This window comes from Amycolatopsis tolypomycina, from assembly GCF_900105945.1.
Classification (GTDB): domain Bacteria; phylum Actinomycetota; class Actinomycetes; order Mycobacteriales; family Pseudonocardiaceae; genus Amycolatopsis; species Amycolatopsis tolypomycina.
Map to the genome: position 1 here is coordinate 1,854,814 of NZ_FNSO01000004.1, position 22,282 is coordinate 1,877,095.

At 73.6% G+C, this 22,282-nt stretch carries 22 protein-coding genes; 11 read left to right on the forward strand and 11 right to left on the reverse strand.

Annotated elements, in window-relative coordinates:
* Nucleotides 1-52 precede the first annotated feature (52 nt).
* Both BLW76_RS19170 and BLW76_RS19175 read left to right on the forward strand, forming a co-directional pair.
* Nucleotides 53-928, forward strand: a complete 876-nt coding sequence (locus tag BLW76_RS19170; protein WP_091309263.1) for a hypothetical protein — start codon at nucleotides 53-55, stop codon at nucleotides 926-928.
* Nucleotides 929-1,179: 251 nt separating this feature from the next.
* Complete coding sequence (locus BLW76_RS19175) at nucleotides 1,180-1,950, forward strand: sugar phosphate isomerase/epimerase family protein (RefSeq protein WP_091309265.1); 771 nt, start codon at nucleotides 1,180-1,182, stop codon at nucleotides 1,948-1,950.
* A gap of 36 nt (nucleotides 1,951-1,986) precedes the next feature.
* Here BLW76_RS19175 and BLW76_RS19180 read toward each other — a convergent pair whose 3' ends face one another.
* On the reverse strand, nucleotides 1,987-2,646 hold the full coding sequence (locus tag BLW76_RS19180) for a lytic polysaccharide monooxygenase auxiliary activity family 9 protein (protein WP_091309268.1): 660 nt from the start codon (nucleotides 2,644-2,646) through the stop codon (nucleotides 1,987-1,989).
* Between the two features lie 368 nt (nucleotides 2,647-3,014).
* On the opposite strand from BLW76_RS19180, the gene BLW76_RS47820 reads away from it, so the two are divergent.
* Nucleotides 3,015-3,305, forward strand: coding sequence for a hypothetical protein (locus BLW76_RS47820; protein ID WP_143060644.1), 291 nt, complete (start codon nucleotides 3,015-3,017; stop codon nucleotides 3,303-3,305).
* Between the two features lie 226 nt (nucleotides 3,306-3,531).
* Here the strand turns inward: BLW76_RS47820 and BLW76_RS19185 are convergent, their stop codons facing one another.
* From BLW76_RS19185 to BLW76_RS19205, 5 genes are all read right to left on the reverse strand, one after another.
* Nucleotides 3,532-4,335, reverse strand: coding sequence for an MBL fold metallo-hydrolase (locus tag BLW76_RS19185; protein ID WP_091309270.1), 804 nt, complete (start codon nucleotides 4,333-4,335; stop codon nucleotides 3,532-3,534).
* Between the two features lie 53 nt (nucleotides 4,336-4,388).
* Nucleotides 4,389-4,994: a DUF3618 domain-containing protein gene (locus BLW76_RS19190; RefSeq protein WP_091309272.1), complete on the reverse strand. Its 606-nt coding sequence runs from the start codon at nucleotides 4,992-4,994 to the stop codon at nucleotides 4,389-4,391.
* The gene (locus BLW76_RS19195) at nucleotides 4,991-5,416 is read right to left on the reverse strand and encodes a phage holin family protein (RefSeq protein ID WP_091309274.1); all 426 of its coding nucleotides are present in this window, start codon (nucleotides 5,414-5,416) and stop codon (nucleotides 4,991-4,993) included. Before BLW76_RS19195 ends, BLW76_RS19190 begins: the two co-directional genes overlap by 4 nt.
* On the reverse strand, nucleotides 5,416-6,396 hold the full coding sequence (locus BLW76_RS19200; protein WP_091309276.1) for a hypothetical protein: 981 nt from the start codon (nucleotides 6,394-6,396) through the stop codon (nucleotides 5,416-5,418). Before BLW76_RS19200 ends, BLW76_RS19195 begins: the two co-directional genes overlap by 1 nt.
* 125 nt (nucleotides 6,397-6,521) lie before the next feature.
* Entirely contained in the window at nucleotides 6,522-6,986 is a 465-nt protein-coding gene (locus BLW76_RS19205) for an SRPBCC family protein (protein WP_091309279.1), read from the reverse strand.
* Between the two features lie 109 nt (nucleotides 6,987-7,095).
* Between BLW76_RS19205 and BLW76_RS19210 the strand changes: the two genes are divergently transcribed.
* Genes BLW76_RS19210 through BLW76_RS19220 form a run of 3 tightly spaced genes read left to right on the forward strand, consistent with a single transcriptional unit; the run spans nucleotide 7,096 to nucleotide 9,044 of the window.
* Nucleotides 7,096-7,476 (forward strand): STAS domain-containing protein, encoded by a 381-nt coding sequence (locus BLW76_RS19210; RefSeq protein WP_091309282.1) that lies wholly within the window; start codon nucleotides 7,096-7,098, stop codon nucleotides 7,474-7,476.
* A gap of 30 nt (nucleotides 7,477-7,506) precedes the next feature.
* On the forward strand, nucleotides 7,507-8,316 hold the full coding sequence (locus BLW76_RS19215) for a nucleotidyltransferase family protein (protein ID WP_091309284.1): 810 nt from the start codon (nucleotides 7,507-7,509) through the stop codon (nucleotides 8,314-8,316).
* Nucleotides 8,313-9,044, forward strand: coding sequence for a metallophosphoesterase family protein (locus BLW76_RS19220; protein ID WP_091309287.1), 732 nt, complete (start codon nucleotides 8,313-8,315; stop codon nucleotides 9,042-9,044). Before BLW76_RS19215 ends, BLW76_RS19220 begins: the two co-directional genes overlap by 4 nt.
* A gap of 64 nt (nucleotides 9,045-9,108) precedes the next feature.
* Here BLW76_RS19220 and BLW76_RS19225 read toward each other — a convergent pair whose 3' ends face one another.
* The 3 genes from BLW76_RS19225 to BLW76_RS19235 form a co-directional block, all read right to left on the reverse strand.
* Complete coding sequence (locus BLW76_RS19225; RefSeq protein ID WP_091309288.1) at nucleotides 9,109-12,345, reverse strand: AfsR/SARP family transcriptional regulator; 3,237 nt, start codon at nucleotides 12,343-12,345, stop codon at nucleotides 9,109-9,111.
* 275 nt (nucleotides 12,346-12,620) lie between these two features.
* The gene (locus tag BLW76_RS19230; RefSeq protein WP_091309291.1) at nucleotides 12,621-12,989 is read right to left on the reverse strand and encodes a hypothetical protein; all 369 of its coding nucleotides are present in this window, start codon (nucleotides 12,987-12,989) and stop codon (nucleotides 12,621-12,623) included.
* A gap of 233 nt (nucleotides 12,990-13,222) precedes the next feature.
* Nucleotides 13,223-13,828, reverse strand: coding sequence for an SGNH/GDSL hydrolase family protein (locus BLW76_RS19235; RefSeq protein WP_244170212.1), 606 nt, complete (start codon nucleotides 13,826-13,828; stop codon nucleotides 13,223-13,225).
* 51 nt (nucleotides 13,829-13,879) lie between these two features.
* Here BLW76_RS19235 and BLW76_RS19240 point away from each other — a divergent pair, with 51 nt between their 5' ends.
* The 4 genes from BLW76_RS19240 (at nucleotide 13,880) to BLW76_RS19255 (ending at nucleotide 17,422) form a co-directional block, all read left to right on the forward strand.
* Nucleotides 13,880-14,695, forward strand: a complete 816-nt coding sequence (locus BLW76_RS19240) for an alpha/beta hydrolase (RefSeq protein WP_208613335.1) — start codon at nucleotides 13,880-13,882, stop codon at nucleotides 14,693-14,695.
* A gap of 69 nt (nucleotides 14,696-14,764) precedes the next feature.
* Complete coding sequence (locus BLW76_RS19245; RefSeq protein ID WP_091309297.1) at nucleotides 14,765-15,727, forward strand: quinone oxidoreductase family protein; 963 nt, start codon at nucleotides 14,765-14,767, stop codon at nucleotides 15,725-15,727.
* Nucleotides 15,728-15,902: 175 nt separating this feature from the next.
* Nucleotides 15,903-16,655, forward strand: a complete 753-nt coding sequence (locus tag BLW76_RS19250) for an SDR family oxidoreductase (protein WP_091309298.1) — start codon at nucleotides 15,903-15,905, stop codon at nucleotides 16,653-16,655.
* Nucleotides 16,652-17,422 carry an SDR family oxidoreductase gene (locus BLW76_RS19255; RefSeq protein WP_091309301.1) on the forward strand — a complete coding sequence of 257 codons (771 nt, stop codon included), beginning with the start codon at nucleotides 16,652-16,654 and terminating at the stop codon, nucleotides 17,420-17,422. The genes BLW76_RS19250 and BLW76_RS19255 overlap by 4 nt, the downstream gene beginning before the upstream one ends.
* 46 nt (nucleotides 17,423-17,468) lie before the next feature.
* On the opposite strand, the gene BLW76_RS19260 is transcribed toward BLW76_RS19255, so the two are convergent.
* Nucleotides 17,469-17,975, reverse strand: coding sequence for a dihydrofolate reductase family protein (locus tag BLW76_RS19260; RefSeq protein WP_091309303.1), 507 nt, complete (start codon nucleotides 17,973-17,975; stop codon nucleotides 17,469-17,471).
* Between the two features lie 167 nt (nucleotides 17,976-18,142).
* Between BLW76_RS19260 and BLW76_RS19265 the strand changes: the two genes are divergently transcribed.
* Nucleotides 18,143-21,211, forward strand: a complete 3,069-nt coding sequence (locus BLW76_RS19265; protein WP_091309305.1) for a glycoside hydrolase family 2 TIM barrel-domain containing protein — start codon at nucleotides 18,143-18,145, stop codon at nucleotides 21,209-21,211.
* Nucleotides 21,212-21,253: 42 nt separating this feature from the next.
* Here BLW76_RS19265 and BLW76_RS19270 read toward each other — a convergent pair whose 3' ends face one another.
* The gene (locus tag BLW76_RS19270; RefSeq protein ID WP_091309308.1) at nucleotides 21,254-22,099 is read right to left on the reverse strand and encodes a hypothetical protein; all 846 of its coding nucleotides are present in this window, start codon (nucleotides 22,097-22,099) and stop codon (nucleotides 21,254-21,256) included.
* Nucleotides 22,100-22,282: the final 183 nt, after the last annotated feature.

The window sequence follows — 22,282 nt, forward strand, 5'->3', positions numbered from 1 at the left end:
CAGGTGTGAGCTGAGCAGGTGATGCCTGCTGCGACGAGTGAGAGGTGATCACATGAGCCAGGGCGACGCCCCGGTCGGGCGATCGGTGAAGACGGCGGCGGCCGGCGTTCGGGATCTCGCCGCGGAGGCCGCGCGGGTAGGGGCGGCCGCGGCCGCGCGGGCGGTCGAAATCACCGATCGGAAGCTGGCCGAGAGCAAGGACGAACTCGCCAAGGTCGGCCGCGCGGCGACCAAGGACCTCGACAAGAGCACGCGGTCATCACGCCGGGACGTGCTGACCCACTCCGGCGCAGCCCGCGACGAGGTGCTGGCCAGGGCGGCGAAGATGCGCGACCCGGGCCGCAAGGCCGCCCAGGCGGTGGCAACGGTGGTGAGCTCGGCGGGAGAGTCCGGCCGCAAGCGGCGCAAGGCCGTGGCGACGGCGAAGCGGGACTTGGCTGTAGCGCTTCAGGAGGCCAAGAGCGTGGCCCGCGGCGAGCGCACCAAGCGAGCCCGCTGGCCATGGCTGCTGGCCCTCGGAGCGGTGGCGGCCGCGATCGTGGCGGTCGTCCAGGTCCGGCGGCCGAACCCGCTGGCCGAGGCGGAGAAGAACGCCTCGGGACAGGGGGACGAGTCGGCGGTGAAGCCCGCGACGCAGCCGACGGGGAAGCCGGCGACGCAGGCGGTGGACAAGCCCGCGACGCAGGCGGGGAAGCCCGCGACGCAGGCGGGGAACACGGCCGCGTTGCCGGCCGAGCAGCCGTCGGCCACGAAGCCGGCGTCGCCGGCGCCCGCGTCGGCGGCGGCCAAGCCTGCTGAGCCCGCTACGGCGGCGAAGCCGGCTCCGAAGCCGGCCCCGTCGCCCGCGAAGCCGGCCGAGCAGGCGAGCAAGGCCGAGGGCGCAAACGGCCGCGCCCCGGCGGGCCGCGGCCAGAACAAGGCCCACTAGCCCGGTTCCCGGCGCCCGCACCCGAGGTGATCACGGGTGCGGGCACCGGCGCGCCCGCGGCCCGAGGTGGTTGCGGGCGTGGGTGCCGGCCCGCCCGCGCCCCGAGGCGATCGCAGGTGGGTGCCGGCCTGCCCACGCCCGAGCAGATCACGGGCACCGACCTGCCCACACCCCGAGAAGACCGCGCGAGCGGCGCACCACCGGCTTGAAAGCGCTTACACTGACCCGGGAACAAGCGGGGGAGGTCGTCGATGGGCTGGCGGTTCGCGGTGAGCACGCTGGGCATGCCGGGCATCCCGGTGCGGGAAGCCGCGCGCACCGCGCTCGCACACGGCTGCGCCGGCCTCGAACTGCGCGTCCACCCCGACGAGGACGTCCACTTGGGACTCTCCGGCCCCGCCACCGACGGCATCCGCTCCCTCCTCGACGGCGAAGGACTGGCTGTCGCCTGCCTGGCCGGCTACGCGAAGGTCGCCGCGGCCGGGGATGACCGGCCCGTCGTCGACGAGCTGAAGGCCCTGATCGACCTGGCGCACCGGATCGGTGCCCCCTCGGTGCGCGTCTTCCCCGGTGGCGACGGGGACGCCCGGCCCCGCATCGGCGCCGTCCTCGATGACCTGCGGGCCGCCGGTGTCCGGTTGCTCGTCGAGACGCACGATTCGCACCCCACCGGTGCCGCCGCGCTCGGCCTCGTCGCCGGGTTCGGGGAACCCGGCCTGGCCGCCGTGCTGTGGGATGCCGTCCACCCGTGGCGCGCCGGCGAAGAACCGGCCGTCACCCGGGAGGTGCTCGGCCCCTACCTCGGCTATTTCCAGGTCAAGGACGCGGTGAGCCGGCAGGACCCGACCCCGCGGCCGCCGGGGGAGGGCGCTGTGCCGCTTGCCGACTGTGGTGAACTGCTGCGTTCGTGGTCCGGGTGGGTGTCACTGGAATGGGAAAAAGCCTGGTACCTCGGCATCCCCACGGTCGACGTCCCGTTGCGTGCGGCCGCGGCCTGGTTCGGCCGGTACGCGCCCGGGTGAGCCGGGCCGCGAACGCATCGCGGCCCGGCACCGGGGTCAGCGGCCGGAGAAGTTCACGTCGCTGCAGAAGTAGTACGACTGGTCGAGGTGGCTCGCCTGCCAGATCGTGTAGACGATGTGCCGCCCCGTCCGGGCGCCCGCGTTCACCGCGACCTGGTACTGCCCGGCCTGCGCGTACCGGCCCGTCTGGGCGACCAGCTCGAGGTTGCCCCAGCCCAGCCGCTGGGTCGCCGGGTCGAAGCCCTGCTTGGTGATGTACACCAGCAGGTAGTCGGCGCCGTGGCGGGCCTGGTCGGTGATGGTGAGGGTGAACCTGTTGTCCTTGTTCGCCGTCTGCCACGCGCCGACCGTGTCGAGGGCGTTGTACCGCGGCGCCTGCGTGCGGCCGCCGCTGCACAGCGTCCCGTCCGGGATCGCGCCCTGGTGGTTGCCCTTGACGCCTTCGCGGTAGAGCCCGTTCCAGTTCCACATCGCGTTCGGGTCGGCCTGCCACGCCTGCCAGCACATCGGGTCCTTCGTCGCCATCGTGGGGTTCTGGAAGTCGCTGCCCCAGCGGTTCCAGCAACCGTAGTTGCGCGACGGCGGATCGGTGGCCGATCCGTGCGCCTCGGCGACACCGGTGAGCACGCCGCCCAGCAGCACGGCGGCGATGGCCGTCACCACCAGGGAAAGCAGGGTCTTGCGTCGGGGAACCACGCTGTCCTCCTTCGTCGGGGCCTGCCTTGGGAGCGCTCCCAAGACCGCGCCGGACGACCATACGCGGACGCCCCGGGGCCAGGCCACCAGGCGATCTCGGGAAACCGTTGTGAGACAGCGCTTTCCGGCACTCAGGGCGAACTGAACGTTCACTGAACGGCGGAAGGCGCCGGCCCCGCGGCGCCCGATCGGTCCCGTCCCGGCGGACGCCCGGTACCCGCGGAGCCGCCCGGCTGCTCCGCACGGGTGTATCCGGAAAAATTGTCACGAGGACCCCAGTCCTTTGAGGACTTGAAGCGATCTTCGGCCGGTGCTATAGAAATAACTGACCTGGTGACATCGCGAGACGATCCGGGGAGTGAACGACGATGCCGGACGAGATCACCCGCACGGCCGACGGGTTCGCCGCGCTGGTGCTGGCCGACCCCGCGTGGGTCCGGGCGGAGTTCGACGCCATCGTGGCCGCGAACTTCGCCCCGCCACCACCATCGCCGGTGCCCGCCGCCCGTCGCCGGGGGATGCCGCGGCCGCCTGCGGTCGTCGGTGTGCCGCGGCGGCGACCGGGAGTTCGTCTGCTCGCCGCGAAGTGCCCGCGGCGGGAGCGGGCTCCTCCGGTTCGGGACGGTGCAAGGAAACGGACACCGAGGAGAGGGGAGTGATGCCGTGACGGCTCCCGGGTTTCCCTCGGCGCCGGTGGGTGCTGCCTGCCCCGGCAGCGGCCGGTGAGACCTGGTCGGGCCCGGCCACCGCGCCTCCAGGCGCATTCCCGCGGCAGCGACGCCGGCGCGCCGGGAGCCGTCGAGTTCGCAGGGTACGGGCAAACGGTTTCGACACGCTGGTTCCTCCGCTGGTCCCGGTGCCGCCCGCCGGCACCGGGACCGGTGCTCACAACGACAGGAATTCGCCCCGCTGCAGCAACGTCACCCGCGTCGGCGGGCGGTGGTGGCGGACCTCTTCGAGGAAGTTCGACACCGGCGAGTGGAACAGGCCGTAGTCGTCGAAGTGCACCGGGACCGCGCGCCGGGGCTCCAGGAGGTTCAGCAGTTCGAGCCCGCCGCGGTGGTCGAGCGTGACGAGCACGCCGAACGCGCGCGTGCCGCCCAGGTGCACGACCGCGAGGTCGAGTTCGGGGAAGTGCTCCCGGATGGTCCGCAGTTCCCGGTGGAGCACCGTGTCCCCGCTGACGTAGATCCGCAGTGGATCCGCCTCGGGCGTCGCGCGGTACTCCAGGACGCTGCCCATGACCGGCGGGAGCAGCCGCCGCATCGGGCCGGGGGCGTGCCGGGCGGGCACGGCCGTCACCGTCAGCCGCGCTGCGCCGCCGGTGAACGTCTCCGACGTCCACGTCGGCAGCGGGAGCGGTGCGTGGAAACCCCGCCGCAGCAGGCGGGTGGCCGCGTGCGCGGTGGTGAGGATCGGGGTGTCGCGGGGCAGTTCGCGCGCGGCGATCCGGTCGAAGTGGTCGCCGTGCAGGTGGGAGAGGACGATCGCGGTCAGCGGCGGCAGGTCTGCCGGCTGCAGCGCGGGTTCGGTGCGCCGCCGGGAGAACAGGCCCTGCCCGAAGGAGGACCACTGGCCGCGGTGCAGGAAGTTCGGGTCGGTGAGCAGGGTGAACGGGCCGAGCCGGAGCACCGTGGTCGCCGTCCCGACGAACATCAGGGAGTCACCGGGCGAATCGTAGGCCGGCATCGCGGTTCCTCTCGCGGATGGGGGGCGCGGCCGGGCGGCCGCGCCCCCGCGGGTCAGCTCCGCGACCGCTCCCGGGCCTCCTGGGCGCGATCGGTGACGTCGCCGGTCGCCGACCGCGCTTCGTCCTTGACGGTGGACGCCGCGTCGGCGGCTTCGGACTTCACCGACTCGGCCGCCTGCTGCGCGGGCTCGCGCAGGTTCTCCTTCAGCTCGCCGGCCACCTGCTGGGCCACCGGGGCCACGTGCTCGCGGGCGAGGTCGGTGGCCTCCCCGGCGAGCCGGCGCTCCGGCTCGCTCGCGGGCAGCAGGGACGACACGAGCCAGCCGGCGCCGAACGCGATCAGGCCGGCGGCCAGCGGGTTGCCCTGCGTACCGCGCCGGATCGACTCCGGGGCCGAGCTGACGGCGTCGGCGGCGGAGCTCACCTTGTCCTGGGCGGCCGAGGCGACCGAGCCGACCTTGTCGCCCGCCGTCGACGCGTGGTCGGACGCGGTACCCATCACCCGGTCCCGCGCGTGGCCCACCGCCGATCGCATCCGGCCGATGCGGCGTTCGACGATCCGGCCCGGGGTCACCTTTTCGGTGAGGGCGTTGACGTCGGTGCTGAGCGCGCGTTGCGTGCCTTCGATTTCGCGGCGGATCCGCTCCGGTTCCGTCATGGTCGTTCGCCTTTCAGTGCGTCCGGGACCTGCTGCAGGGTCTCGACGGTGCGTTCGGGTTTCGGGTTGATCCGGCGGACTTCGCGGCGGCCGGTCGCGTACAGCACGGCGCCGGCGATCGCCCACACGACCGCGACGATCAGCGCGGCCCAGCCGGAGTCCATGACGTTCGCCAGCCCCTGCCACAGGGCGAAGGAGAGGAACAGCAGGACCATGTAGCCGGCGAACCCGGCCCCGCCGAGCATGCCCGCGCCCTTCGCGGCCTTGCCGGCCTCGGTCTTCACTTCGGCCTTCGCCAGCGCCACTTCCTGCCGCACCAGGGTGGAGAGGTCGTGCATGACGTTGGACATCAGCTCGCCGACGGAGGTATCGGCCACATCGACGGGCTCGCCGCGGCGAGCCGAACCGGGTGCCTCGGTCATCACGGCACCTGCCCCGGCGCGGAGAAGCGGGGGCTCGGCTGCGGCCTGTCTTCGGAAGGCCGGGGTCCGCCGGGGCCGCCGGGCGCCGCGGCCGACCGGCTCGGCTGGGGGAGGCCTTCGCCGGGCTGGGGTGCATGGCCGGGACCCGTGCTGCCCGGCTGGGGTGCGTCGTATCCGCCGCGACCGGCACTGCCCGGCTGGGGTGCGTCGTATCCGCCGGGACCGGCACTGCCCGGCTGCGGGAGGCCTTCGCTCGGCTGAGGCGCGTTGTACCCGCCGGGACCCGCACCACCTGGCTGCGGGAGGCCTTCGCCCGGCTGAGGCGCGTTGTACCCGCCCGGAGCCGCATAGCCCGGCTGCGGCAGGTCCGGCTGAGCCGCCACCGCGCCGGCGTGCTGCGGAACCGACGGCGTCGCGGCCGGGCCGGCGTGCTGCGGCGGCGCACCCGCCCGGCCGTCCGGCGAGCTCTCCTCCTTCTGCTGCGCCACCACACCGCGCGTCAGCCGCCCGACGAGGGCGCCGGCGACGGCCGCGCCGAGCAGGAACGTGCCCGGGCGGCGGCGGGCGAAGCGCCGCACCTCGTCCAGGAGGTCGCCCGGTTCGCGGTGCTCGAGCCAGTCGGCGACCGACCGGGTCCGGTCCGACACCTGGCGCGCGACGTCGCCGGCGAGGCCGGGGGAGTCCGACTGCTGGGCCATCCGCTCCAGCTGGCCGGCCAGCTGGTGGAGGCTCTCCGCCGCCTTCCGCTGGCCGTCCTTGGCCTGGGCCTGCAGCTGTTCCCGGCCTTCGCGGACCAGGTCGCGCGCTTCCTGCTGAGCGTGCGCCGCCACGTGCTTGGCCTGGTCCGCCGCCGTCTGCGCGACTTCGCCACCCCGTTCGGCGGCGGTGGTGGCCACCTCGCGGGCTTCGTCCTTGGCGGTGTCCGACGGTGATCCGTTGCCATGCTGCGGCGGTGACTGACCGCCGGGTCCCTGAGTCATCTCGACCTCCTGCGGGAGGGCACTTCCGCGCCTTCGTGGTGCCGGTGGCGGACCACCGGCCTGGTAGGGCGGCTGGCTACCCGGGCGGTCCGGTGATAAACCGGACACCGCCGCAGCGCGACGGCTCAGTTCCCCGGACGGGGAACGTCTCCGCGCCAGGCGCCGGTTTCGCGGCCCCCGCGTTCCTCGATGAAGGTCTTGAACCGGCCGAGGTCGCCCTTGACGCGGCGGTCGAGGATGCCGAGCTTGTCGGCGACGTTCTCGACGAAGCCGTCCGGGTCGATGTCGAGCTGGGCGGTGACCCGGGTGTGCCGGTCGTCGAGGCGGTGGAACGTCACGACACCCGCGTGCGTCGGGCCGGAGTCGGACTTCCAGGCGACCCGCTCGTCCGGGTGCTGCTCGGTGATCGTCGCGTCGAACTCCCGCGTCTGCCCGCCGACGCTGATCTTCCAGCGGGTGTGGGTGTCGTCGAGCTGCCGGATCTCGTCGACACCCTCCATGAAGTGCGGGAAGGACTCGAACTGCGTCCACTGGTTGTAGGCCGTGGTGACGTCGGTCTCGACATCGACGGATTCGGTGACGGTGCTCATCGCGGCCGGTCCTTTCTTCGGGGTGGATCGTCCGGCCCCGGTTACCCGGCAAATCGATGACAAAACGATGCAACCGATCTAGGGTCGGCAGCGACGGAGAGGAGTGCCCGTGACCGACGACGGGACGCCCGCACTGACCGTGCGCGTCCGCACCGTGCCCGAGGCCGTCGTCGTCGCGGCGGCGGGCGACCTCGACCTCGCCACCGCACCGGTGCTGCGCGCGCGGGCGTGGGCGGCGCTGGACGGCAGGCCCGGAGCGTTGATCGTGGATCTGGGCGCGATCACCTTCTGCGGCTCGGCGGGGCTGCAGGTCATCGCCGAGCTCGCCGGCGAAACGACGGCCGCGGACCTGCCGTTCGCGGTGGTCGCCACCGGGCGGCCGGTCCTGCGTTCGCTGCAGGTCACCCGGATGGACACCACGGTGGCGCTGCACCCCACGGTGGACGGCGCCCGCGCGTGGCTCCGGCGGCGACGCCCCGACGGCGGTTAGGCCGGGCCCGCCGGCGGGTAGTCCTCCGCCATGGAAGCGGAGGCGCTGCTGCAGAGCCTGACCCGGGTCGTGACCGCGCTCGACGGCACGGGCATCCGGTTCGCCGTCGCCGGCGGGCTGGCCGTGTACGCCCGCGGCGGGCCGCCGTCGGACCACGACGTCGACCTGTTCCTCAAGCCCGGCGACGCCGACCGCGCGGCGGAGGTGCTCACCGCCGCGGGCCTGCGCCGCGTGCACCCGCCGGAGGACTGGCTGACGAAGGTCTACGACGGCGACATCCTGGTGGACCTCATCCACGGCCCCAACCACCGGCCGGTGACCGACGAGCTGCTCGACCGCGCCGCGCTGATGCGGATCGGGTCCACCGCGGCGCCCGTGGTCTGCGGCACCGACCTGCTGGTGGACAAGCTGCTCGTGCTGAGCGCGCACCGGTGCGACTTCGCGCCGCTGCTGCGGATCGCCCGCGACCTGCGCGAGCAGGTCGACTGGACCGACGTCGCCGTGCAGGTGTCGGCGTCCCCGTACGCCAGGGCGTTCCTGGCGCTGCTCGGCGACCTGGCCGTGATCGACCCGAAGGAGGCTCTCGTGCCCGAACCACCGCAGTACCTCGTCGCCCGGCTCAGCCGGGCACTGGCCGAAGACCCCCGCACCGCCGAGCTCGGCGTGCACGTGACCGTGCGGGGCGAGCACGTCCACCTGACCGGCGAAGTCACCTGCCCCGCGCGCAAGGCGGAGGTGGATGCCGTCGTCGGCGAGTACCTGACCGGGGAGCTGGTGCACAACGACGTCCGGGTCGCCGACGTCCGCGAACCGGCGAGCGCGGAGGAGATCGGCCGATGAGGATCGCCGCGGTCGGGGACGTGCACCTGGGCGAGGACTCCCGCGGCCTGCTCCGGCCGGCCCTGGAACACCTCGCGGGCACCGCCGACGTCCTGCTGCTGGCCGGGGACCTGACCCGGCACGGCACCGTCGAGGAGGCCCGCGTGGTGGCCGACGAGCTCGCCGGGCTCGGCGTGCCGATCGCCGCGGTCCTCGGCAACCACGACCACCACAGCGACGCCGGCGAGATGATCTCGAACCTGCTCCGCGAAACCGGCGTCGACGTGCTGGAAGGCGACGCGGTCCGGTACGACCTGCCGGACGGCTCCCTCGGCGTCGCCGGCGTCAAGGGCTTCGGCGGCGGGTTCGCCGGCAAGTGCGCCAGCCGGTTCGGCGAGCGGGAGATGAAGGACTTCGTCGAGCACACGATGGCGTCGGCGGATTCGTTGCGCAAAGCGTTGCAGACGCTCGACACGGACGTCGTCGTCGCGCTGACGCACTACGCGCCGGTCCCCGGCACCCTGCACGGCGAGCCACCCGAGATCCACCCGTTTCTCGGGTCGTACCTGCTGTGCGAGCCGATCGACGAGGTGGGCGCCGACCTGGCCCTGCACGGCCACGCCCACTTCGGCTGCGAGCAGGGCGTGACGCCCGGCGGGGTGCGGGTGCGGAACGTGGCGCAGCCGGTGATCCGGAAGGCCTACGCGCTCTACGAGCTGCACCCGGCCGAGCTGTCCGCGCGCCGCTGACATGAACGACTCTTTCATGACACCAGACGTCATGAAAGGGTCGTTCATGACGTTCGGGTGCGGGTCACTCGGCCAGGAGCGTCCGCACGGTCGCCAGCACCGGGCGTTCGCCGGCGGCCGCCAGGATCTCCTCGGCCGTGTGCCAGCACTCGCGCGCGGTGGCGGCGCCGGTCAGGGTCTCCCGGGCCCGGCCGAGCACCACGAACGCGTACGCCACGCCCAGCCGGTGCCCGGTGGCCCGGAGACCCGCGATCGCCTGCTCCGCCAGGGTTTCCGCGGCGGCCGGGTCGCCCGCGCCCAGTACCGCCCACGCCATGCTGGTCCGCGCCTGCTCGGCCAGCAGCCGGAAGCCGCCCTGCTCGGCGTCGCGCAACGCGGCCCCGGCGTGCGCGACCGCCTCTTCGGTGTCCACAGTGGACAGGCCGATCAGGGTGGCGATGCGGCCGCGCAGGTAGCCGATCTTCTCCGCCAGCCGGTGGGCGTCGGTGTACTCCGCCAGCGCCGCCGCCGGGTCGCCCGCCTGGCGGTGGAGGTCGCCGAGCGCGCCGAGCGCGTCCACCTCGAACCGCTGGTTGCCAGCCTCGCGCGCCACCGTCACCGCGAGCCGCGCGGCCGGCCACGCCCGGTCGAGGTCGCCGGTCACCCGGTGCACCGCGGCGAGCCGGACGAGGGCGTCGGCCTCGTCGTCGCGGGAACCCAGCTCCCGCAACGCTTCCAGCGCCTCGGTGAGCACGGCCCCGGCCCGCGCGAGGTCGCCCGAGACGCGGTAGCCGTACCCGAGGTTGCACAACGCGATCGCCGCCGCGTGCGGTGAGCCGAGCCGGCGGCACAGGGCGAGCGCGCGCTCGTTGTGCGCGATGCCGTCCGCGAGCCTGCCGTGCTCGATGAGCACGGCACCCAGGTTGATCAGCCCGTTCGCCGCCCGGATCGACGCGCCCGAGCGCAGCGTGCCTGCCAGCGCCGCGGTGAAGTGCTCGATCGCCTGGTCGAGCCGGCCGAGGTCGAGGTGGACGACGCCGAGCGCGTGCAGGACCGAGTCGGCGCCCTCGCGGGCCCCGGCCGCGCGGTAGGACGCCTGGGCGGCTTCGAGCTCCGCGAGCGCCGTCTCGTAGTCGCCGCGGCTCCAGGCCAGTGCGCCCAGGCTGTGCCGCATCGCCCCGGCCGCCCGCTCGTTGCCCGCCCGCCGCGCGGTGGCCAGCCCGGCGGTCGCGGCCGCCTGCCATTCGGCGTCGAGCCGGTGCGAGTGGAAGAAGCCGCGCAGCAGGTCGGCGGCCCGCCAGGCGAACGACCCCTGGCCTTCCCGGGCGGTCCACCGGATCGCGGCCAGGACGTTGCCGTGCTCGGCCAGCAGCCAGCGGCGGGCTTCGGCCGGTTCGACGGCGGCCTCGCCCTCGGGCGCGTCGGGCAGGCGTTGCAGGTCGGGGTAGAGCGCGGTCGCCGCACCGGCCGCCGCCCGCAGGTAGTACTCGAAAAGCCGGTGCAGCGCGAAGTCCCCGTCGAGCGTCGGCTCTTCGCGGGCCCGCTCGCCGGCGTAGGCGCGGAGCAGGTCGTGCAGGCCGAACCGGTCGTCACCGCGGGGCTGCACCAGGTGGCTCGCGGCGAGTTCGCGCAGCAGCCGCCCGGCCCGGGCGACGTCCGCCGCGGCCAGCGCCGCCGCGCCCGCGACGTCGATGTCCGTGCCGGGCACCAGCCCGAGCAGGAGGAAGAACCGGGCGGCGTCCCGCGAAACGGCGTCGAAGGACAGGTCGAAGGCGCGCCGGACGCCGAGCTGCTCGGCGCCGGGCACGGCGAGCCGCCCGACCAGGTCGGGCCCGGCGAGCTCGGCGAGGTAGCTGCGCAGCGACCGGTCCGGCCAGAGCGCGAGGTTCGCCGCGACGATCCGCAGCGCCAGCGGCAGCCCGGCGCACAGCCGCACCAGCTCGCGCGCGGCGTCGTCTTCGGCGGCGACGCGGTCCGCGCCGACGACCGAGGCCAGCAGCGCGAGCGAGTCGTCCGGCGGCAGCTCGGCCAGTTCGACGAGCCGGGTGTCGACGGTGGCGGTCAGGCCGCCGAGCCGGTCGCGGCTGGTGACCAGCACCGCGCAGCCCGCGCTGCCGGGCAGCAGCGCGCGCACCTGGTCGGGCCCGGCCACGTTGTCCAGCACGATGAGCACCCGCCGGTCGGCGAGCACCGAGCGGTAGAGCGCGGCGGCGTCGGCGAGGTCGGTCGGCACCTGGCCGGGCCGGACGCCCAGTGCGTGCGAAAACCGGGTCAGCACCTCCAGCTGCGCGAGGGCGGGGACCGTCGAGCAGCCCTGGAGGTCGGCGAAGAGCTGGCCGTCCGGGAAGTGCCGCGCGGCGCGGTGCGCCCAGTGCACCGCGGCGGTCGTCTTGCCCACCCCGGCCGGCCCGACGAGCAGCGCGATCGCCGGATGCGTGCCCGGCGCCCGGTCCGGGCCGAGCACTTCGTCCAAAGTGGACAGCAGGCGGGTGCGGCCGACGACCGCGGCGACGTCCGGCGGCAGCTGCCGCGGCCGGAACTCCGGCTGCGCGACGGCCTCGGTGGCCTCGGTGGCCTCGGTGGCTTCGGCGGTTTCGGCGGCTTCGTCGGCGAGCACGGCCCGGTGGGCGTGCCGCAGTCGTTCGCCGGGGCCGACGCCCAGCTCGTCGGTGAACATCCGGTGCACCGCGCGGTAGGTCTCCAGGGCGTCGGCGCGGCGGCCCGAACGGTGCAGCGCCTCCAGGTACAGCGCCCAGAACGCTTCCCGCCACGGGTGCTCGCGGGTCACCCCGGCGAGCTCGTCGGTGATTTCGCCGGGCCGCCCGAGCTCGAGGCTGACCTCGAAGTAGCGCTCTTGGGCCCGCAGCCGCTCTTCGGCGGGCTGGTCGACGTCTTCGCGGCCGAGCACCTCGGCCGGGAGGTCGGCGAGCACCGGCCCGCGCCAGCAGGCGAGCGCGGCGGCCAGCAGTGCGCGTTCGGCGTCCGGCCGCGGCTCGGCCCGGGCGGCGGCGGTGAGTTCGCGGAAGCGCAGCAGGTCGTGCTGCGCCGGCCGCACGCGCAGCAGGTAGCCGGTCGGCTGCGTCTCGACGACGCCGTCGCCGAGCGCCCGGCGCAGCCGGACCGCGTGCACCTGGATGCTCTTGCGGGCGGTCTCCGGCGGGTCGTCGCCCCACAGCAGTTCGGTGAGCCGGTCGAGCGACACGGTCGTGTTCGCCCGCATCAGCAACGCGGCCAGCAGGGCCCGCACCTTGGGCCCGGTGACCGGCACGGGCACGCCGTCCCGCTCGACCTGCAACGGTCCCAGCACCCCGAAGCTGAGCAAACTCCCGCACCCCCCGCTGACCGGACGAACCGGTCATCCCGCGGAGAGGGTAGCGGCAATCGATCAGCCCGGCGGGACGGGCCGCACCACCGGCGGCGAGCACCGGCTCGGGTTCGATGATCCGCAGGTCGAAGGCGTCGAGAGCGCCGGCGCAGTCGAGCACCTTCGTGGCGGGGACGAGGAACGTGCCGGGTTCGGCGGTGGCTTGGCGCGCGGAGGTCTTCCGGGAAAGGCCGCGGCCGGGGTTCGGGGGCCCCGGCCGCGGTGGTCACCAGTTACCAGCGGAGCCCGATGTTCACGCTCGGGGAACCGCCGGAGACGATGCCGTACACCCACCCGGCGGACACGTTGTTGCAGACCCAGGACCGCGCCGGGTCCTCGGCGGCGAACCCGGTCTGGCAGACGGTGCCGCCGTTGTCCCTGCGGACGGTCCACGTGGCCGGGCCGGTGCCGTGCACGTCGGCGTCGACCGAGAGGGTGCCGCCCGGGAACCAGACCGGTGGGTCGATCTGGCAGGTGTTGACGGTGTAGCACGTCTTCGAAACGCCGGCCTGCGCGGTGGCCGATGCGGCTGGTGCGACGATGGCGAGCGCACTGGCCGCGATGGCGCCCACGATGGCGGCGCGTTGGGTTGATCGGTACATGTCTGCCCTCTCTCCCTGATGCGGAAGGGGCGGGCGCTGCAGGCCCCCAGCCGGCAGCGCGCGTCGCGAGCGACGCGGGAAGTGCTCCCCCAGAACCCCCCTGGCTGCCAGGCGACCGGCACCCTCGACCGGCAAGTCCCCCCGGCCGGTGAGCTCCGGACCCCCAGCCCTCGCTCCGACCGCCTGGCGGAACCGATCTTGCCGGGCGCCGGTTAAAGCCGGGCAAAACCCCCTCAGGCGGCGAGCTGCGCGGCGGCCAGCACGTGCGGGGCCAGGCCGTCGGCGATCACGGCGTAACCGGCCGAGGAGGGGTGGAAGCGGTCGGCCGAGAACAGCGCGGGGTCGGCGGCGAAGCGGGCGGCGAGTTCCGGACCGGCCGTGGCCACCGCACCCCCGGCCCGGATGGCGGCTTCGGCCTGGGCCTGCGCGTAGTGGCCGCTGGCCGCCGAGACCAGCTGCCGGTACGGGCCGGGCACCCGCGCCACGATCCCCAGGTCGGGTGCCGGTACCACGATGACGCGGGCGCCGGCACGGACCAGCCGCGTCACGGCGTCGTGCAGCTGGCGGGCGCCGATCGCGGGGGCGACGAAGCCGGCGAGGTCGTTCGCGCCGATCACGATCAGGGCCAGGTCGACGCCCTCGCCGAGAGCGAGGCCCGCCTGGCGGTCGAGGTCGGCCGAGCGGGCGCCGGGGACGCCGAAGTTCCGCAGGCGCACGACGTGGCCGGCGTCGCGCAGCCGCCGGGTGAGCCGCCGGCCGAGCGTGTCGTCCTCGCGGCTGCTGCCGACGCCGGCCGCGAGGGAGTCGCCGAGGACGCAGAAACGGAGTGGTGGGGTCATCACGGGGTACAACGTGAGCGGGACGCCGTTGTTTCCCCGTGGAGGTCGCGTGTGACCAGGACCGTGCTCGTGCGGGTGCTGCTGGTGGCCCTCGTGGTCGTGGTGCTGCTGCCGGCCGCCTTCTGGGCGCTCCAGCGGCGGCTGATCTACCTCCCGGACCCCGGCCCGGTGCCCGCGGCCGCGAGCGTGCTCCCGGGTGCCGAAGACGTCCGCCTCCGCACCGCCGACGGCCTCGAACTCGGCGCCTGGTACCTGCGCCCGGCCGGCCGGGATCCGGCGGCGACGGTGCTGGTCGCGGGCGGCAACGGCGGCAACCGCGCGGGCCGGGCGCCGCTGGCCGCGAAGCTCGTCCAGGCGGGGCTGGCCGTGCTGCTGCTCGACTACCGCGGCTACGGCGGCAATCCGGGCGACCCGAGCGAGGACGGCCTGGCCCTCGACGTCCGCGCCGCGCACCGCTACCTGACCGAAGACCGGCGCGTGCCGCCCGGACGGCTCGTCTACTTCGGTGAAAGCCTCGGCTCCGCCGTCGTGACGGAGCTGGCCCTCGAACACCCGCCGGCCGGGCTGCTGCTGCGGTCCCCGTTCGTGGACCTGGCGGCCGTCGGCGCGGAGATCTACCCGTACCTGCCGGTCCGCCTGCTGCTGCGCGACCGCTTCCCGGTCAAGGAGCAGGCGGCGCGCCTGCGCCTCCCGGCGGTGGTGGTCGTGGGCGGCCGGGACTCGATCGTCCCGCCTGCCCAGAGCCGCGAGGTGGCGGCCGCGGCGTCGGCCCGGCTGGTGGAGATCCCGGACGCCGACCACAACGACAGGGTGCTGCTCGACGGCCCGGAGCTGGTCGAGGCGGTGGTGTCGCTGGTGCCGCGCTGAACCTGGTCCTGGCGGACCCAGGCAGGACCGGGCCTGGTCCGGTCCGCCGGGCCGCCGCAGGCTCGGGGCATGACGAACACCATGCAGGCGGTCACCATCCCCGAGTTCGGCCCGGCCGAGGTCCTGCGGCTCGACACCGTGGCGGTCCCGGAGCCCGGCCCGGGCGAGGTCTCGATCGACGTCGCCCACGCCGGCGCCAACTTCGCCGAGGTCCTGTACCGCCGGGGCGTCGTCGACGTCCCGCTGCCCTTCGTCCCCGGTATCGAGGTCTCCGGCCGGATCCGCGCGCTGGGCGGGGGCGTGACGGGCCTGGCCGTGGGGCAGCCGGTGGCCGCGTTGACGATCGTGGCGGGCGGCGGCTACGCCGAGGTCGTCACCACGTCGGCGGACCTGGTCGCGCCACTGCCGGAGATCGGGCTGGAGGTGGCGGCCGCGGTGCCGTCCAACAGCACCACGGCGTTCCTCGTGCTGGCGCGGGTGGCCCGGCTCGCCCCCGGTGAGCGCGTGCTCGTGCACGCCGCGGCGGGCGGGGCCGGCAGCCAGCTCGGGCAGGTCGCCCGCCTGCTCGGCGCGGGCCGGGTGGTCGGCACGGTCGGCAGCGCGGCGAAGATCGCCGTGGCGAAGTCCTTCGGCTACGACGAGGTCGTCCTGCGCGACGAGGTCGCCGGCACCGGCGAGTTCGACGTCGTGGTGGACATGGTCGGCGGGCCGTCGCGCCGCGCGAGCCTGGACCGGCTGGCCCCGATGGGCCGCCTGGTGGTCATGGGCAACGCCTCAGGCGCCGAGGACGTCGGCCTCCCGGCCAACGAACTGTGGTTCACCAACCGGACCGTGTCGGGGTTCAACCTGGCCGCGCTGTCCGCGGTGGCACCGGAAACCGTCGGGCAGGCGCTGCGCCGTGCGGTGGCGGCCGTCGCGGACGGCACCCTGCGCGTCGACGTCGAGTCCCTGCCGCTGGCGGACGCGGAGTCGGCACACCGCCGCATCGAGTCCGGGTCGACGACCGGCAAGCTCGTGCTCCGGGTGCGGTGAACGGCGTCAGCGGCCCGTCAGGTAGCCGGTCGCGCCGGTGGCCGGGCTGGGCGACGTCGGCGACCGGAGCGGCCGGCTGTGACGTGTGTCCGTCTTGAGACCTCGGCGGCATCGCGCATAATGGCCCCTGACCGACTGCTTGGTATGTGCCGGGCACCACAGCCGAAGGAGACCCGTGAACTCGTTCAAGGATCGCGTCGCGATCGTCACCGGGGCCAGCCGGGGCATCGGCCTCGGGATCGCGAAGACGCTCGTCGAGCGCGGCGCCAAGGTCTGCCTCACCGCGCGCAAGCCGGAGGCCCTCGAAGAGGCCGTCAGCTCCCTCGGCGGCCCCGACGTCGCCATGTTCGTGGCGGGCAAGGCCGACGACACCGACCACCAGGACGAGACGGTCGCCAAGACGATCGAGACGTTCGGCCGGCTCGACTACCTGGTCAACAACACGGGCATCAACCCCGCCTACGGGCCCACGCTCGACATCGACCCGGCCGCCGCGGCGAAGATCCTCGGCGTCAACGTGCTCGCGCCGCTGGGCTGGACCAAGCGCGCCCGCGACGCGTGGATGGGCGAGCACGGCGGCGCCGTCGTCAACGTCGCCTCCGTCGCCGGTCTCGGCGCTTCGCCGGGCATCGGCATGTACGGCGTCAGCAAGGCCGCGCTGATCCGGTTGACCGTCGAGCTCGGCGCCGAGCTGGGGCCGAAGATCCGCGTCAACGCCGTCGCGCCGGCCGTGGTCAAGACGAAGTTCGCGACCGCGCTGTACGAGGGCCGCGAGGAGGAGGTCGCCGCGGCGTACCCGATGAAGCGCCTCGGCGTGCCGTCCGACATCGCGGGCGCGGTGGCGTTCCTGCTGTCCGACGACGCGGGCTGGATCACCGGCCAGACGGTGGTCCTCGACGGCGGCGTCACGCTCGGCGGTGGCCTGTGACCGGCGTCGTCGTCACCGGGGGCGGCGGCGGCATCGGCGCCGCGCTGGCCCGCCGCTTCGCCGCCGACGGCGCCCGGGTCGTCGTGGCCGACCTGGACGGGGACAAGGCCGCGGAGGTGGCCGCCGAAGTCGGCGGGACGGCGTTCGCCGGCGACGTCGCGAGCCTGGACGGCGCCGCGTTGCTGATCGACAGCGCGCGCGGGACGCTCGGCGAGATCGACGTCTTCTGCGCGAACGCCGGGATAGCGCCCTTCGGCGGCGCGGAAAGCGGCGAGGAGGTGTGGGCGCGCACCTGGGACGTCAACGTCATGTCGCACGTCCGCGCGGCGAACCTGCTGCTGCCCGCGTGGCTCGAGCGCGGCCGCGGCCACTTCATCGCGACGGTGTCCGCCGCCGGCCTGCTGACCAGCCTCGGTTCGGCGCCGTACTCGGTGACCAAGCACGGCGCGCTGGCGTTCGCCGAGTGGCTGTCGGCGACCTACCGCCACCGCGGCATCACGGTGCAGGCGATCTGCCCGCAGGGTGTGCGCACGGCGATGCTGGAGAGCACCGGCACGGCGGGGCAGCTGCTGATGGGCGCGTCGGCGATCGAGCCGGAGCAGGTGGCGGACGCGCTGTTCGCGGCGATGGCGGACAAGCGGTTCCTGGTGCTGCCGCACCCGGAGGTCGCGGGGTACTACGCGGCGCGCGCCACCGAGACCGACCGCTGGCTCGGCGGGATGAACAAGCTGCAGCGGAAGGTCGAAGAGGCCGTCGGAGAGCTGTGAGCCGGCGACCGCCCGGCCGCGTGAGCCGGGCGGTCGCCGTCGAGCCCTAGGAATCGACCCGGTACCAGCAAGGACCCACCGACGACAGCCGGACAGGCGGCCCGACCCGCGAGAACACCCGGACCCCGTCGCCGAGCAGAACCGGTACCGGCAAAGCCAAAACCTCGTCCAGCACCCCGGCTTCGAGGCACTGCCGGGCCACGTCCGCGCCCAGCACGTTGACGTACTTCTCCCCGGCAGCCGCCTTGGCCGCGGACACCGCCGACGGCAGGTCGCCGAGGAAAGTCACCCCGGGAGCCGGTTGCGCATTTCGGTGGGTGAGCACGAACTGCGGTCCTTCCCAGCCGCCGCCGAAGGCCTTGCCCTCGCCCGGACCGTCTCGGTGGGGGTCGTCGCCGTCGTAGGTCCGGCGGCCCACCAGCAGTGCACCGATGCGGGCCGTCAGGTCCACCGGTGGCGGTCCAGCGAACGGCGTCAGCCAGGACATGTCTCCGCCCGGGCCGGCGATGAAGCCGTCGATCGAGCAGCTGAACGCGTAAAGCAGCTTGGCCATGGGACCCACCTCCACGAGAACTCCGGACGCGAGTACCGACGAGCGGCACCGGCGAAACTCATCGGTCCGCGGCGAGTTCGAAATTATCGAACCCTTTGATTGTCCGGAAACCTCTGTGCCATAGTGCTTTCCGCCCGCACAACGCCGCGCTGGAAGGGGCCTGCCCGATGCCGGAAGAAGAACCGAGCGGTCTCCGCAGACGGGCCGTGCTGGGCGGGGTCGGCGCCGCCGTCGCCGTTTCGGCCGTCGCGCCGGTCGCCCGGGCTGCCGACGCGGTCGCGCCGCCGGCGCGAGAAAGCGATTTCACGAGCGGCTGGCGGTTCGTTCTGGCCAACCCCGACGGCGTCACCGATCCCGGCGGCCGCTTCGCCGACGCGCCCAAGCCCGGCTTCGACGACTCGCGGTGGCAGGTCGTCGACCTCCCGCACGACTGGAGCATCGAACTCCCGCCCACGGACAAGGGAACCCAGAGCGGGTCCGGCTTCTTCCGCGGCGGGCTCGGCTGGTACCGCAAGACGTTCTCGCTGCCGCCGTCGCTGGCCGGCAAGCGTGTGTCGGTCGAGTTCGACGGCGTCTATTCGGACGCCCACGTCCACCTCAACGGCGAACTCCTCGGCAACCACCCGTACGCCTACACCGGGTTCGCCTTCGACCTCACCGGACGCCTGCACACCGACGGGCGCACGCCGAACGTCCTCGCCGTGCGCGCGACGAACCCGCTGCCCAGCAGCCGCTGGTACTCCGGCAGCGGCATCTACCGCCGCGTCCGCCTGGTCGTCACCGAGCCGGTGCACGTCGCCCGGCACGGCACGTTCGTCACCACCCCGGACATCGCCGCCGGCCGGGGCACGGTCCGGGTGGCCACCGACGTCGTCAACGACTCGGCGGCCCCGGTCACCGCGCAGGTCCGCACGACCGTCACCGACCCGGCGGGCCGCGTGGTGGCGAACGGCTCGACCGGCCTGCAGCTCCCCGCCGGGCAGACGGTGACAGCGGTGAGCGGCCTGCGCGTCGACAAGCCCCAGCTCTGGTCGACCGAGACGCCGCGGCTGTACCGGCTGCGCACCGACGTCGTCGTCGGCGGGCGCGTGCTCGACACGACCACCACGGACTTCGGTTTCCGCTTCACCGAATTCCATCCGGACAACGGGTTTTCGCTCAACGGCGTGCCGACGAAGCTGCGCGGGGTCAACCTGCACTCGAGCCAGGGAGCGCTGGGCGCGGTCGTCGACCCGGCCGCGCTGGAGCACCAGATGCGGCTGATGCTCGCGATGGGCGTCAACGCGCTGCGGACCGCGCACAACCCGCCCGACCCACAGCTGGTGACGGTCTGCGAACGGCTCGGGATCGTCATGATGGTCGAGGCGTTCGACTGCTGGCGGACCGGCAAGCTCGAATACGACTACCACCGCGACTTCGACGAGTGGAGCGCGCGCGACATCGCCGAAATGGTGCACGCGGCGAAGAACTCGCCCGCGGTCGTGCTGTGGTCGATCGGCAACGAGGTGCCCGACGCCTCGATGGCGGGCGGCCCGCAGATCGCCGCCGACCTGATCGCCGTGGTGCGGGGGATCGACAGCACCCGGCCGATCATCATGGGCTCGGACCGCTACCGCGGCGTGCCCGCGCCGGGTTCGCCGCAGGACCTCATCATGAAGCAGCTCGACGGCCTCGGCGTCAACTACAACACCGCCCAGTCCATGGACGGGCTGCACAAGCAGTACCCGGACAAGTTCTTCTTCGAGTCCGAGTCGTCGTCGGAGACCTCGACGCGCGGGGTCTACCAGGACCCCGACCTGCTCAACACCGGCGAAAACCACACCCCGGGCAAGCGGGCGACGTCCTCCTACGACAACAACCTGGCCTCGTGGACGTTCAGCGGCGAGTACTCGCTGAAGAAGGACCGCGACCGCAGGTTCTGCCAGGGCCAGTTCCTCTGGGCCGGGCAGGACTACCTCGGCGAACCGACGCCGTACGACGTCTTCCCGGTCAAGACGTCCTTCTTCGGCGCGGTCGACAGCGCCGGCCTGCCCAAGGACGCCTTCCACCTGTTCCGCAGCCAGTGGACCACCGCGCCGATGGTGCACCTGACGCCGATGGACTGGACGAACCACCGGCCCGGCGAGCCCGTCGCGGTGTGGGTGTATTCCACTGTGGACACCGTCGAGCTGCTGCTGAACGGGAAGTCGCTGGGCACGAAGAAGTTCGACCGCAAGACCACTGTGGACGGACGGCCGTACCTGGAGACGAGCGAGCCGGCCGGCGACGACAAGAACGACCCCTCCGGCAGCTACACGAGCCCGAACGGCGGCACCGGCAAGCTGCACCTGACCTGGACCGTGCCCTTCGCGCCCGGCACGCTGACCGCGATCGGCCGCTCCGGCGGCCGCGAGGTGGCGCGCGACGAGCTCGTCACGGCCGGGCCGCCGCGCGCGGTCAGGCTGAGCGTGAACACCGTGGACAAGGCGGTGATCGCGGGCGCGATGACGTTCGTGACGGCGTCGGTCGTGGACGCCCGCGGTGTCGTCGTCCCGGGCGGCGAGCCGGTGCTGCGGTTCACCGTCGCCGGGCCCGGCCGGGTCGCCGGCGTCGACAACGGGCGGCAGGAACTCGCCCAGGGCTACCAGCAGCCGACGATCCCGGCGTTCAAGGGGCAGGCCGTCGCCGTCGTCGCGGCGACCGGCGGCCGCGGGCCGATCACGGTGACGGCGAGTTCCCCGGGGCTGGCACCGGGGAAGCTCACCCTGCCCGGCTCGGCACTCGGGCAGCGCCACGGCCCGGGAGCCCGCGCTGTCGAGGCGCCCGTGAACCCGGTCGTCTCGACCGCGGACGCGAGCTACTCGGGCGCTCCGGACACGCTGCCGGCGGCGATGCTGGACGGGAACCCGGCCACCGGCTGGTCGAACCACTACGTCAAGCAGGCGACGTCGACGCTGGCCGCGGTGAGCAGGCCGCGCGCCGAGGACTGGGTGTCACTGGCCTGGCCGTCGGCCCAGCGGATCAGCGCCGTCACGGCGAACTTCGTCGTGGACGAGAAGCTGGCGCTGCCGGTCGCCGTCGAAGTCGCCTGCCGCACGGCCCGGGGTTTCGAGCCGGTGCGGAACCTGCGGATCACGTGGGGGACCGGTTCGAACGACCCGACGTCGTTCGCGTTCGATCCGGTCGTCACCACGGAAGTGCGGGTGACGATGACCGCGAAGGGCTTCCTGCGGATCAGCGCGCTGCTGGCCCGGTGACCGCGGGCCCGGCGGGGCGCACCCCCCGCCGGGCCCGGGTGGTCAGCGGCTACAGGGCGCGAGCGCGTCGAGGCCCTGCGGCTTGGCCGCGTTGCGGCCGATGGCGGTGGCGATCCGGTTGATCGTCGCCACGCGCTTGTCTTCCAGGGGGCCGAGGATGGCGTTCTGGACGAAGTTGGGGCCGCCCTGGCCGACGGTCGTCTGCAGGCGGTTGTTGGCTTCGTTGATCTGGGTGTTCAGCAGCTCGAGGTTGCGCTGCACCTCCGCCTGGGCCTGGGCGGGGATGGCGGGCAGCTGGCCGGCGACGTCGGGGCACGAGATCTTGCCGACCCCACCGGCGTTGCCCGTGTTGCCGGTGTTCCCGTTCTGGCCGTTGTTCGCGTTGCCGCTGTTCTGGCCGCCGTTGCCGGTACCCTGCGCCGGTGCCGGAGCGGCGGCACCCGCACCGCCGACCGAGCACGTGGCCAGGCTGTCGAGGCCCTGTGGCTTCTCGGCCCGGCGCCCGATCGAGATGGCGATGCGGTCGATCGTGGACTTCCGCTTGTCCGCCAGTGGGCCGAGGATGGCGTTCTGGACGAAGTTGGGGCCGCCCTGGCCGACGGTTGTCCGCAGGCGGTTGTTGGCTTCGTTGATCTGGGTGTTGAGCAGTTCGAGGTTGCGTGTCACCTCCGCCTGGGCTTGCGCGGGGATGGCCGGCAGTTTGCTCGCCACGTCGGGACAGCTGATCTGGCCGACGGCCGCCTGACCGCCCGAGGCGGCGTTGGCGGCGCCGGGGTCGCCGAAGGTCGTGGCGACGGTCAGCGCTCCGCCCGCGATCGCGAGGGCGAAGACGCCGGTCGCGATCTTCGTCCGCTTGGATAGGCGGTGTCGTCCACCGGAAGCAGGCATGAATGACTCCGATTTCGTGCGTGAGTTAGCGTGAACATATGAGGTGCTCCGCCGTCTTCGGGGGATACGGCGGGGCTCTGTGATGGGACGGACCAATCTGGTCGCCGACGACCATGGTGGCCTCTCGACCAGGGGTTTGTCCAGTGTGATCCGGTCGAAAAAGAAGATATGAACCAATTCGAA